This is a genomic window from Lonepinella sp. BR2357 (assembly GCF_051851525.1).
Taxonomy (GTDB): Bacteria; Pseudomonadota; Gammaproteobacteria; order Enterobacterales; family Pasteurellaceae; genus Lonepinella.
Genome location: NZ_JBPDVG010000004.1, coordinates 99,812 through 113,195 on the forward strand (window position 1 = coordinate 99,812; position 13,384 = coordinate 113,195).

Sequence of the window (13,384 nt, forward strand, 5' to 3'; positions counted from 1 at the left end):
CATGAGTAAAAAAAAATATCTTATTGATTTATTTTCTGGTTGCGGAGGATTGTCATTTGGCTTTGAGCAAGCTGGATTTGAATGTGTTATTGGTGTAGATATAGAACAATCTGCGCTAGATACTTTCTCCCACAACCACAAACATGCGAAAGCATTAAATCTAGATTTATCTCAAGAAGAAAGTATTACAACAATTGTTAATGAAATTGGAAATAAAAAAATTGATTTAATTGTTGCGGGCCCTCCTTGCCAAGGTTTTTCTTTAACAGGCAAACGAAATGAACATGATATAAGAAATAAGTTATTCTATTCTGTTTTTAAATTAGCTGAAAAAATAAAACCTAAATATATCGTTATTGAAAATGTTCCAGGCATTAAAACGCTATATGGAGGAAAAGCTAGAAATGCGATTATAAATGAATTTAATAAATTAGGATATTCTGTTTCAGAAAAACTAGTATATGCACCTGATTATGGCGTACCACAAATAAGAAGAAGAATGTTTTTTGTAGGTATTTTAAATGGTGATGTATTTGAATTTCCACAAGCAACAAATAGCCCTGATAATTATGTAACTTGTGAACAAGCAATTGGAGATTTACCAAGCCTAGAATATTCTTTAGGTCAAGATATTAGTGATTATACCAAGCAACCTAGCTCTGAATACCAAAAAATGATGAGACAAAAATCTAATAAACTTTTAAATCATACTGGTACAAAACACACAGATCTTGTTATTAATGTTATCAAACAAGTTCCAGAGGGCGGAAATCACAAAGATCTTCCAGATGGTGTAGGTAATTCAAGAAAATTTAATGAGGCGTGGACAAGATACCACAGCCAGAAACCATCAAAAACCATTGATACGGGCCATAGAAATCATTTCCACTATCGTTGGAATAGAATACCTACGGCAAGAGAAAATGCGAGATTACAATCATTTCCTGATCATTTTGAATTTAAAGGTAATAAAACCCAACAATACAGGCAGATTGGTAATGCAGTTCCTCCATTATTAGGATATGTAATTGGTAAGAAAATATTAGAATTGGATAATCAATAATGCTTAATACAATAGATTTATTTGCAGGCTGTGGGGGGCTAACAGATGGCTTCAAACAAAGTAATAAATATAATTTATTAGCTGGCGTTGAATGGGATAAACAACCATTAGAAGTGCTTAGAAATAGGCTAGAAAAAAAATGGGGGTACCACAATGTTAAAGATATAATTATCCATTTTGATCTACAACGAACTCAAGAACTTATAAATGGGTTTCATCATGATCCTATTTATGGCTCATCTGTTGGCCTAAAGCAAATTATTGATAAAAATAATGTTGATGTCATTATTGGTGGCCCTCCTTGTCAAGCATATTCTATTGCGGGGAGAATCAGAGATAATAATGGAATGAAATATGATTATAGAAACTACCTTTTTGAATCCTATATTAGAATAGTTGAAGAATTTAAACCTTTAGTCTGTATATTTGAAAATGTGACGGGCATGCTTAGTGCTACGCCAGATGGAAAACCTATTTTAGATCGCATCTTATTAGCTTTTAATAATGCAGGGTATGCTATATCAGAAAATATTAAAGAAGAGGCTATATTTGATGTCTCTGAATTTGGTGTTCCACAAAAAAGAAAAAGGGTTATAATAATTGCGGTCAATAAAGAAAAATTTACTAGCCATAAAGAAATGATTTCAGAATTTTATTCTGAAATGAATAAAAATAAAGAAAAAACTAAAACAGTACATGACGCTATATCTGATTTACCTAAACTCTACCCGACTTATCAAGCAGGAAAAGTTTCTCATATATCATCAGATAAAAATACATTGACAGATCACGAGCCAAGATTCCATAGTCTAAGAGATATAAAGATCTTCCAAATGCTAGCTAATGATATAAGAAATGGAGAAAATAAATATACTAGCACAAAAGCATTACAAGAAATTTATACCCAAGCAACAGGTAAATTATCTAATGTACACAAATACCATGTACTACGAGAAAACATGCCTAGTAATACTATTCCTGCTCATTTATATAAAGATGGATTAAGGCATATTCACCCAGATCCAGAACAAGGGAGAAGTATTACAGTCAGAGAGGCTGCTAGACTTCAGTCTTTTTCTGATGATTTTCAATTTATGGGATCTATGGGAGCTAAATACAAAATGATCGGTAATGCGGTTCCGCCATTATTTGCAAAGAAAATAGCAATAATATTAGAAAAGATCTTAACAAAATACAAATAAGGATAAATTATGAGTAAACTAGTTTGGATACACAAAGTTAATGCAAATGAGCTAGGAATTAGCCAAACTGAAAATGGAACTGGACGAGGTTCATTTCTACTTGTACCTACCGAGGCAAGGGAAATATTTTTTCCTGATAGAGACGTTCATCAGCATCCTGAAGTAAATGAAACGATTACGCTAAACATTATAAATGAAAATAGAATTGTACATGTAACATATTCAAGACCACCATCAAAATCAGAACATAGATTATCATTAAGTGGACTAAGCGAATTTATTGGATATAACAAATTATTATCTCCTGAAACTATTATCTGTGTATACAGACACGAGAGTAATATTAATTTATCCGTAGTAGAGAAAGGGTCTGTTTATGAGAGATTATTATTAGATTTTCCTTCAAGAGGAAAATCTAATAATCTAGTAACTAATGTTATTATAGATAGAAAAGCTAGCCACAAATCAACTAATATTAGTATACGCCTCCCAAAACCATTCCTCATTCTTGCCGGCATTTCTGGCACAGGTAAAACCCGTTTTGTCACACAACAAGCGGAAATAACTGGACAAAATGGGGATAATTATTGCTTAGTGCCCGTTCGTCCCGATTGGCATGAACCCTCTGATTTATTGGGTTATGTTTCTCGTTTATCTGGTCAAGATCGTTATATTGTTACCCCTTTACTGCAATTTCTGATCAAAGCATGGAAAGAAATTATCACCGTACAGCCAGAATTTGAGCAAAATCGTGTTAAATTACATCTTTCTCAAATTGAACAAATTCGACCATTTTGGCTTTGTTTGGATGAAATGAATTTAGCGCCGGTGGAGCAATATTTTGCGGATTACCTTTCTATTTTAGAAACCAGAGAATGGAAACAAAACAACGATCATTTTTATTACCAATCTAAACCGATCTTCAGCCCTCAAGATTTTAAAAAATTTGAGAAAAATGAGGATTTTTTAAATGAACTGGAATTAACCGAAGATCCTGTTTTAGTCGCCTATTTCAGCCAGTATGGTATCCCTTTGCCATTTAACTTAATCGTCGCCGGCACGGTAAATATGGATGAAACAACCCATGGTTTTTCTCGTAAAGTATTAGATCGGGCGTTAAGTTTTGACTTTAATGAATTCTATCCCAATAAATTTGATCAATATTTCTCACCAAACACCGTAAATAAAGCACTCTCCTACCCGATTTATTCCAGTGCCAGAGAATATAAGCTAAATGATATTTATATTGAAAAAAGTGTGCAATTTCTCACAAAGATTAATCAAATTTTAATCAACACGCCATTTGAATTAGCCTATCGTGCATTAAATGAATTATTACTTAGCGTAATTTGTTTTCAACCACAAAATGAAGCCGAATTACAGGCCTTGTGGGATGATTTTTTAATGATGAAAGTGTTGCCACGTATTGAGGGAAGTATTGATAAATTGTACTGTGAAAAACAAAAACGCCCGAAAAAAATAGCGAGCCAAACACCAGAAAACATCATTGATATATCGCAAAAAAACTTATTCGATGATGATGAAACTGCTCAAACCAATAAATCAACGGAAACCTCATCTGAGGAAATGCAAGAAAATTCATCAGATGAAAGCATAGAAAATTCATCTAGCCGGGGGGAAAAAAGCAATGTACTAAAAGAATTAGATAGCTTGCTAAAAGAAGAACTAAAATTCATCTTGAAAAATCGTATTGATTTATTACGCCTGACGAGCGAGCCGATTAAATGCCGTAGTCAGAAAAAACTCGCTTATATGTTAGAAAAATTAGACTATTTTGATTTCACTTCATTCTGGCCATAATCATGGAAGAATATCTTAGTATTGAAACAGATGACTTTGATTTGACCGTTCGTGCCATTTCGGTCGATAATCGTCAAAAAAGTTTAACGACCTTATTGAACCAACGCCACCATACCTTGGTAGCAGAATATTGCTATCTGGAGGGAATTGATGTTCGACAAGCAAACTGTGGTGATAAAACATTTCAGATCCATGATAATAAAATCATGCTCGATCCGCCTATTTTCTTTGAGAACTGTGAATATTCCTTTGAATTCACCTTTAAAACTAAGTTAGTTTCTGCCAAGATCGTACATTATTTCAAAGGTATTAATAATCGATTTTATCCCAAGAAACCACCTTTTAAAGCCAATCAATTTAAAGGCAATGTGTCTACGGGTAACAACTTAGGTTGGTTTAGTTTACCTATTGTTTATCAGTTAGAAAAATCTGTCGTAAAACGGATTGAATTAACGTTTCGAGTATTGCCAACGAAAATCATACTAGATACCGATTTACCTGAAATTTATGAAAAAATTGATAAAGAATTTCCATTATTACGCTTTAACTTTTTAAGCAAAACAGAAAACGACAGTCAACAAAACGAAGTGCGGGGAAATTTCCCTCTGTTTTGGCTTGCCCATTTTCGCTGTTTAAGAATCAATTTTGAGAAGAATCTCAAAATAATTGAACAGCAACCACATAATAAATTGAGAGATAATCAGCACTTTGTCAAAGCCGACAAAATTAAAGGGAAATTAAGCCCTCGTATTGCAGAAAAATGTAAAGAGCATTTACATAATCAAGAATATCATCATCATTATCCTGTCAATGCTAAATATTTAAGTACCGATACACCTGAAAATCGGTTTATCAAATTTGTTGTTGATCAAAGCTATAAACAACTCAACAAGATTCTTCAAGCAATTTTTATTGATAAGAAAAATGAAGAATTTTCTGACTACCTAAAAAACGATTTAGAAAATTGGCTCAAACCTTTAGCAAAATTAAAGAAATTTAGTTTCTTAAAAAATATTCCGGCAGAACTACCTACCCATTCAAGCCTTGCATTACAGCAAAAATCAGGGTATAGCCAAGTGTATCAAATTTGGCAAGAAATGAAGTATTATTTAGATTTCTTTGGGGAAAACAAGCATATTTCCATGAAATCTATTGAAGAACTTTATGAGATATGGTGCTTTATTACGATCAAAAATATGTTATTTGATTTGGGCTTTCATCTTGTAGAATCCAATAAAAATAGACTTAACCAAAAACCAACTGGAGAGTGGAGTTTAAAAAATGGAGTTGGAGGGGCATTTCGCTTTAAAAATAACGAGGGGATTAAAATTAAACTTGCCCATGAACCCAGTTTTGATAAAGATAACGTCCATATAAAATCTTATACAGTGACCCAAAAACCCGATATTTTATTGGAAATCACATTTAAAAATGGTAATAAATCCATTTTTATATTTGATGCAAAATATCGGATTAAAGTCCCTAGTGAGAACGATAAAAAAACAACACAAGATACGCAAGATTTAGTACCTGATGATGCCATCAACCAAATGCACCGCTATCGGGATGCGCTCATTTATCAAGATCAAAAGACGTTATTAAAAAAATCTCGACCCGTTTTTGGTGCTTATGCCTTATATCCTGGCTATTTTATTCAAGATAAGCATAACCAACATGAAAACCCCTACGCACAGCCTATTCGTGAAGTAGGTATCGGCGCCTTTCCATTGTTGCCCTCAGAAAAAGAACAAGGCCAAGCATGGCTGAAAGCCTTTTTAGAGAAACAGTTGGCTCACCATGTGATTTATCCACAAAATGTTAAATCCGAAAATATTCTCTCTTTACAGGAAGCATACCATATTCCTTATACTGGCATGAAACAACGTTATCACCACGATTTAACCCTTACCATTCGTTTAGGTGATGAACGAGATAAGCACTATATTGAATCTTTTGCCAAGGGAAAAGCGCACTATTACCATACAAAAGCGACAATCTTTAAACAGAATATTCAAGCTCTTTTGCTTTCTGAAGTCAGTTATTTAGCCATTGCTTACCCAGATGACACACAGCAGTATAAAATTACCTTTGTTTATCCTGTGCATTCAGTGATTAAAGCAAAACGAAGTGAATTACAAAAGCAATTTGGCGCCCTATTAGGCAAAGAAAATACAAGCTCGGAAGATTATTATTTGTTCCATTTAGGCAAGCCGATTGCCTTAAAACAAGCTATTCAGGCAATTCCTCTAGGTAGATTTAGAGATTGCCTGAAATTGACATCATTGACTGAACTCGAAAAGACAAATGATTTCCGTCAATTAGAAACCTTATATGATGATTTGTTGGATGTTGACTAACAAAAAACTACAACAACAACGCTGCGCCCCACTTAATAATATCAAAGAAAAATCTATTATCATCCGTGGCCGCTTTGCTGTCTGCGTTTGCAGTGCCGTTTTCTTTGTTTTCTTCCACCATGGCAGATTTACGTTCGCCTTTTACTACGGCTAAATCATCTCGGGCTTTGGTGCGTAATACGGCACATTGTTTATTTTCTAGATTTTCTACATCCGTTCTAGATTTGTATTTTTTAAATTGATAGGTCGCATAGTCCATGGCTTTTTGATCGCCTTGAATGATTTTGACGTTATCTTCGCCGATAATGTCCTCTAAAGGATAGAAAAACACATATTGGGAATGAATGTAGCTATCTTCTTTTTGAAAATGCTCGTATTGAATTCGAGTTAAATTCGGATAAATACATTGCTCCGTTTGTTTGGCCACAAACGCCCATTTCTGCGCATTGACATCCGATAATTGATAGGCGGCCCCCGCATATTCAGCCGGAATGCTGTCTTGCTTATCGCCAAAGCTACAACCAGCTAACAAAAGCAATGCCATTGAAAAAGAGATTTTTTTTAACACAATAGGATCCTTGAGATAAAAACATTATGCCTATTTTAAAGGGAAAATTGATTTCGTCAATCACATCACAAAAAAGTGCGGTGTAAAAAATCAATATTTTTACACCGCAGTTTAAAATGTAGGAAGTAACTTTAACTATCCCAACAATTTTTTCAACGCCTCACCGATTTCAGCCAGACTTTGCACCGTGGTCACGCCTGCGTCTTGCAAGGCTTGAATTTTCTCAGCAGCGGTGCCTTTTCCACCACTGATAATCGCCCCTGCATGTCCCATACGTTTGCCTTTCGGAGCGGTCATCCCTGCAATATAAGACACCACAGGTTTCGTCACATTAGCTTTGATAAAGGCAGCCGCCTCTTCTTCCGCAGAACCACCGATTTCACCGATCATTACAATGGCTTCAGTTTCTGGATCCTGTTGGAAACGTTTGAGAATATCAATAAAGTTAGAACCCGGAATTGGGTCACCGCCGATCCCTACACAAGTGGATTGACCAAAACCGTTATCGGTGGTTTGTTTCACTGCCTCATAGGTTAACGTACCAGAACGAGAAACAATCCCCACACGGCCTTTTTTATGAATGTAACCCGGCATAATACCGATTTTACATTCATCTGGCGTGATAATTCCTGGGCAGTTTGGTCCGATCATCACCACATCGGTTTGCGCCAGTTTTTGTTTCACGGTTAACATATCCACCGTTGGAATGCCCTCAGTGATACACACGATCAATTTAATCCCTGCATCAATGGCCTCTAAAATCGCATCTTTACAGAATGGTGCAGGGATATAAATCACACTCGCCGTTGCCCCTGTTTGCTCTACCGCCTCACGCACGGTATTAAAGACAGGTAACCCTAAATGCGTGGTGCCGCCTTTATTCGGTGACACGCCGCCCACTAATTGCGTGCCGTAGGCTAACGCTTGTTCACTATGAAAGGTGCCTTGACCACCAGTGAAACCTTGGCAAATGACTTTGGTATCTTTATTAATTAAAATTGACATAACCGCTCCTTATTTCACTGCATTGACCACTTGTTCAGCGGCATCTGTTAAACTTTTGGCGGCCAGAATATTTACGCCGCTTTTGGCTAAAATATCACGCCCCAATTCCGCATTATTGCCCTCAAGTCGTACCACCACCGGCACGCTGACACCGATTTCGTTGACTGCCGCAATAATGCCCTCTGCAATCAAGTCGCAACGCACAATGCCCCCGAAAATATTGACTAAAATGGCTTTCACATTAGGGTCAGACAGAATAATTTTAAATGCGCCAGCCACACGCTCTTTGGTGGCACCACCGCCCACATCAAGGAAGTTGGCGGGTTGACCGCCGTGCAGTTTGATGATGTCCATGGTACCCATAGCAAGCCCTGCACCGTTCACCATACAGCCAATATTTCCCTCTAAGGCCACATAGTTTAAACTTAAGGCTTCTGCTTCTGCTTCACGACCATCTTCTTGGCTTGGATCTTGCATGGCTTTTAAATCTGGTTGGCGGTATAAGGCATTGTCATCCACCACGATTTTGGCATCTAAACAATGTAAGTCGTCATTTTGTAAAATCACTAATGGATTGATTTCTAATAGGCTTAGATCTTTTTCCATAAACATTTTGCTTAATTGGGTAAATAAATGCGCAAATTGAGCCACTTGTTTGCCTGTTAAGCCTAATTTGAATGCTAGCTCACGACCTTGATAAGGTTGCGCTCCAATTAAGGTATCAATGGCCACTTTGTGTAATAAGTGCGGTGTTTTTTGAGCCACTTCTTCAATGTTCATCCCGCCCTCCGTGGATGCCATAAACACCACACGTTGTGAGCTACGATCAATCACCGCCCCTAAATAAAGCTCTTTTTTGACGTCGGCACAGGCTTCTACGTAAATAGTATTAATCGGTTGACCACGGCTGTCAGTTTGGAAAGTGACCAAACGTTGACCTAAAAATTTGTCAAAAAATGACCGCACTTCGTCAGTGGATTTCACCACTTTTACGCCCCCCGCTTTACCCCGTCCGCCAGCGTGAACTTGGCATTTAGCGACCCAAGCAGAACCACCCAATTTTTTAGTGGCGTCAATGGCTTGCTCAACGTTCTGACAAGGATACCCCTCACTTACCGGTAAACCATATTGTGCAAAAATTTGTTTGGATTGATATTCATGTAAATTCATGGACTGTCCCTTTTATTTGATGTTAGGGGCATGGCTGCCCCACGAAAATAATCGAAAAATTAAATATCCAATAATAATCTGGTTGGATCTTCAAGCAATTCTTTGATCGTCACTAACGCCCCCACGCTTTCACGTCCGTCAATTAAACGGTGATCGTAAGAAAGGGCGAGATACATCATTGGGCGAATCACCACTTGACCCTCTACCGCAATCGGACGATCTTTAATGGCGTGCATGCCTAAAATCGCACTTTGTGGTGGGTTGATAATCGGTGTGGACATGAGGGAGCCAAATACGCCCCCATTGGTAATGGTGAAGTTACCGCCGGTTAATTCTTCCACAGTTAATTTACCATTTTGTCCTTTTTCCGCTAAGGTTTTAATTGCTTTTTCAATTTCGGCCATGCTCATTTGATCACAATCACGCAATACCGGTGTCACCAAGCCACGTGGCGTCGATACCGCAATACTGATGTCAAAATAGTTATGATAAACAATGTCATCACCGTCAATAGAGGCATTAATTTCTGGATAACGTTTTAACGCCTCCACCACCGCTTTCACATAGAAAGACATAAAGCCTAAACGCACACCGTGGCGTTTTTCAAATTTTTCGCCATAGCTTTTACGTAATTGCATAATCGGTTGCATATCCACTTCGTTAAACGTGGTCAACATGGCGGTGGTATTTTTCACTTCAAGCAAGCGTTCCGCCACACGTTTACGTAAGCGAGTCATTGGCACTCGTTTTTCACTGCGCAAATTGGCTTGTGAGAAATCTCCGCCAGTTTGCACCGCAGTTTGGGATTGATTCGCTAAAGCACGATCTACGTCTTCTCGGGTAATTCGACCGCCTACGCCGGAACCTTTAATGGCTTTCGGGTCAAGATCATGTTCTGCGATTAAGCGGCGAATAGCGGGGCTTAAATCTTCTTGATGATCTTGTGAATCTGGATTTAAATTAGCGGTTTGGCGATCCGCAGGCGTAGCCTCACTTGTCGCCGTTGGTGCTGAGGCACGAGCACCATCCACTTTGGTACTTAATTTGCCAAGAACCTGATTGCTCACCACTGTTGCCCCTTCGTTTTCAGCAATGCTCGCAACCACACCGTCCGCACTGGCCGGCACTTCTAGCACCACTTTATCCGTTTCAATTTCCACTAAAATTTCATCACGGCTGACGGTTTCACCCACCGCTTTATGCCATTTAACCACCGTTGCGTCCGCAACACTTTCCGGTAATACTGGGGTAAGAATATCTAAATCACTCATAATATTTCCTTTTTAATTGTGTATTAAAATTAAGCCGATAACGTCAACGCCTCGGTGACTAAATTTTGTTGCTGTTCATTATGTAACGCCATGTAACCAGCGGCCGGTGAGGCGGAGGCCGGTCGTCCCACATAACGCAAATTCGCATCCGCAGGAATGCTTTGCATAAAGTTATGACGAGAACAATACCATGCGCCTTGATTTAACGGTTCTTCTTGGCACCACACGTAATCTTTCACATGAGAATAATCCCCCAAAATAGACCGCACTTCGTCCTCTGGATAAGGGTAAAGTTGCTCAATCCGAATGATCGCCACATCACTTTGATTATTTTTGCGACGACGTTCTAATAAATCGTAATACACTTTACCCGAACAGAACACCACTCTTTTCACTTGTTTTGGATCAATCTCATCAATTTCACCGATTACATTTTGGAATGTACCGTTGGTTAACTCTTCCAGTGCAGACACCGCTAACGGATGACGTAACAAGGATTTTGGTGAAATCACCACCAATGGACGGCGAACGGTACGCAACATTTGACGACGTAATAAATGATAAATTTGTGCCGGCGTGGACGGTACGCAAACTTGCATATTGTGTTGTGCACAAAGTTGTAAATAGCGTTCCAACCGAGCAGAAGAATGCTCAGGGCCCTGTCCCTCATAACCATGTGGGAGCAATAACACCAGACCACACATTCTGCCCCATTTTTGTTCGCCCGAACTGATAAATTGGTCAATCACCACTTGTGCACCGTTGGCAAAATCACCAAATTGAGCCTCCCAAATAGTGAGCGTTTTCGGCGTGGTGGTGGCATAGCCATATTCAAAGGCCAGTACCGCCTCTTCGGAAAGCACAGAATCCCATACTTCAAAATTACCTTGTTTATCATGCAGATGACATAATGGCACATAGCCTGTTCCGTCATTAATACAGTGTAGCACCGCATGACGATGGAAGAATGTCCCCCGTCCGCAGTCCTCACCGGATAAACGGATATGATAACCGTCATCTAACAAGGTGGCGTACGCCATGGTTTCGCCCATGCCCCAGTCGAGCAATTTTTCGCCTTTAGCCATTAAGGCACGATCGGCGTAAATTTTCTCCACGCGAGAATGAATCGGGTGCGTTTCTGGATATTGTGAAATGCTTGCCGCTAAGGCTTTAAAGCGTTGTGTATCAAAACGACTTTCATAAGCCGCATTCCATTCTGGATTTAAGAACTGCAACCAATCCACTTTATCGTAATTCATTTCACGCCATTCAGGCACCACTCGCTCACCACGATCCAGTGCGTCACGGTAATTATTGATAAATCCAGTGGCTTTTTCATTATTGATCACGCCGGCGTTAATCAGTCTGTCGGAATAAACTTGACGTGGTGTTGGATGGGCTTTGATTTTTTTATACATCATTGGTTGGGTGGCGGACGGTTCATCTGCCTCATTATGCCCATGACGACGATAAGACACTAAATCAATGAAAATATCACGCTTAAATAAAGTTCTAAATTCCACCGCCATACGAGCTGCATAGGCCACCGCCTCTGGATCATCCCCGTTCACATGAATAATCGGTGCCTCAATCATTTTGGCAATGTCGGTACAATAAACGGTAGAACGTGTATCTTTCGGGAAAGAGGTGGTAAAACCAATTCGGTTATTAATGACGATACGAATGGTACCGCCCACAGTATAACCTCGAGCATCAGACATATTCAAGGTTTCTTGTACCACCCCTTGACCTGCCACCGCACTGTCACCATGCACCGTAACCGCTAGCACTTTGCGATGATCATCATCACCAATGCGTTTTTGTCTGGCTCGCACGGAACCGGTGACCACAGGGCTGACAATTTCTAAATGGGATGGGTTAAAAGCCAACACTAAATGCACGAGGCCATCGTCCGTCATAAAATCCGAAGAAAAGCCTTGGTGATATTTCACATCACCGGTGCCATTACCATGATGTTTACCGGCAAATTCATCAAACAATTCCGCCGGCTTTTTACCTAGCACATTCACCAACATATTCAAACGTCCACGGTGAGCCATGCCGAACACCATTTCTTCCGTGCCTTGTTTCGCCCCATGACGAATAATTTCTTTAATTAACGGCACAAAGGCATCACTGCCCTCTAAGGAGAACCGTTTTGCCCCTGGGAATTTTGCCCCAATATAACGCTCCAAACCTTCTGCAGCGGTCAGCTCGGCTAATAATTTTTCCTGCTCGGTTTGGCTAAAGTGCGGTGCATTTACCCAATTTTCTATTTGTTGTTGTAACCAAATCCGTGCATCTAAATCATTGACGTGCATAAACTCCAAGCCAATTCTGCCACAATAGGTTTTCTTTAGAGTTTCCCCCAATTCACGCAAACTGATTTTTTCTTTGTGGAAAATATGACCACTTAAATCAAACACTTCATCAAGATCCGCTTCAGTCAGATTATAATAGCGATAATCTAACGTGGGAACATCCGGTTTTTCCCGTAAATTAATCGGGTCAACATCCGCTAATAAATGCCCACGATAGCGATAAGCGTTGAGCCATCTTAATACACTGGTTAAACGTTCCCCTACTTTAGGATCAATCACCGTGACCCCTTTGGGTGATTTTTCCAACGCTAAGCGACGAAAATACTCACGTATTGGTGAATGGGCTTGTTCTGGTTGACTTGACGTCGTCGTGTTTTTGGCTAAACGATCAAAAACATCTCGCCAACTCACTTCCACAGAATCAGAATCTTCAAGATAACGTTCATAAAGATCTTCAATATAAGCCTGATTGCCACCAGACAACGCACTTTGATCGAGCCACTGCTGAAATGAATTCTTCTGCATCGTGTTCCTACCTATATTAAATTTTAATATCCATCATACACAAAAAATTTAGAGGTGATAAATCTCATCTAAATTAGTGTA

General features: G+C 39.0%; 9 protein-coding genes. 4 read left to right on the plus strand and 5 right to left on the minus strand.

Features of this window, described 5'->3' with window-relative positions; genetic code table 11:
- Window position 1: 1 nt before the first annotated feature.
- The 4 genes from ACTG7L_RS03655 to ACTG7L_RS03670 are packed head-to-tail and all read left to right on the plus strand — an operon-like array spanning window position 2 to window position 6,443.
- Window positions 2-1,063, plus strand: a complete 1,062-nt coding sequence (locus tag ACTG7L_RS03655) for a DNA cytosine methyltransferase (protein WP_439327450.1) — start codon at window positions 2-4, stop codon at window positions 1,061-1,063.
- A complete protein-coding gene (locus tag ACTG7L_RS03660) occupies window positions 1,063-2,265 on the plus strand; it encodes a DNA cytosine methyltransferase (protein WP_439327451.1) in 1,203 nt (400 codons plus the stop codon). Before ACTG7L_RS03655 ends, ACTG7L_RS03660 begins: the two co-directional genes overlap by 1 nt.
- 9 nt (window positions 2,266-2,274) lie before the next feature.
- Complete coding sequence (locus ACTG7L_RS03665; RefSeq protein ID WP_439327452.1) at window positions 2,275-4,086, plus strand: McrB family protein; 1,812 nt, start codon at window positions 2,275-2,277, stop codon at window positions 4,084-4,086.
- A gap of 2 nt (window positions 4,087-4,088) precedes the next feature.
- Complete coding sequence (locus ACTG7L_RS03670; RefSeq protein WP_439327453.1) at window positions 4,089-6,443, plus strand: DUF2357 domain-containing protein; 2,355 nt, start codon at window positions 4,089-4,091, stop codon at window positions 6,441-6,443.
- Window positions 6,444-6,450: 7 nt separating this feature from the next.
- On the opposite strand, the gene ACTG7L_RS03675 is transcribed toward ACTG7L_RS03670, so the two are convergent.
- From ACTG7L_RS03675 to sucA, 5 genes are all read right to left on the minus strand, one after another.
- Complete coding sequence (locus tag ACTG7L_RS03675; protein WP_439257879.1) at window positions 6,451-7,011, minus strand: DUF5358 domain-containing protein; 561 nt, start codon at window positions 7,009-7,011, stop codon at window positions 6,451-6,453.
- Window positions 7,012-7,146: 135 nt separating this feature from the next.
- Window positions 7,147-8,016: a succinate--CoA ligase subunit alpha gene (sucD, locus tag ACTG7L_RS03680; protein ID WP_439242141.1), complete on the minus strand. Its 870-nt coding sequence runs from the start codon at window positions 8,014-8,016 to the stop codon at window positions 7,147-7,149.
- A gap of 9 nt (window positions 8,017-8,025) precedes the next feature.
- On the minus strand, window positions 8,026-9,186 hold the full coding sequence (sucC, locus tag ACTG7L_RS03685; protein WP_439257877.1) for an ADP-forming succinate--CoA ligase subunit beta: 1,161 nt from the start codon (window positions 9,184-9,186) through the stop codon (window positions 8,026-8,028).
- Window positions 9,187-9,245: 59 nt separating this feature from the next.
- Complete coding sequence (odhB, locus tag ACTG7L_RS03690) at window positions 9,246-10,457, minus strand: 2-oxoglutarate dehydrogenase complex dihydrolipoyllysine-residue succinyltransferase (RefSeq protein ID WP_439327454.1); 1,212 nt, start codon at window positions 10,455-10,457, stop codon at window positions 9,246-9,248.
- Between the two features lie 29 nt (window positions 10,458-10,486).
- Window positions 10,487-13,303: a 2-oxoglutarate dehydrogenase E1 component gene (sucA, locus tag ACTG7L_RS03695; RefSeq protein WP_439327455.1), complete on the minus strand. Its 2,817-nt coding sequence runs from the start codon at window positions 13,301-13,303 to the stop codon at window positions 10,487-10,489.
- Window positions 13,304-13,384 lie beyond the last annotated feature (81 nt).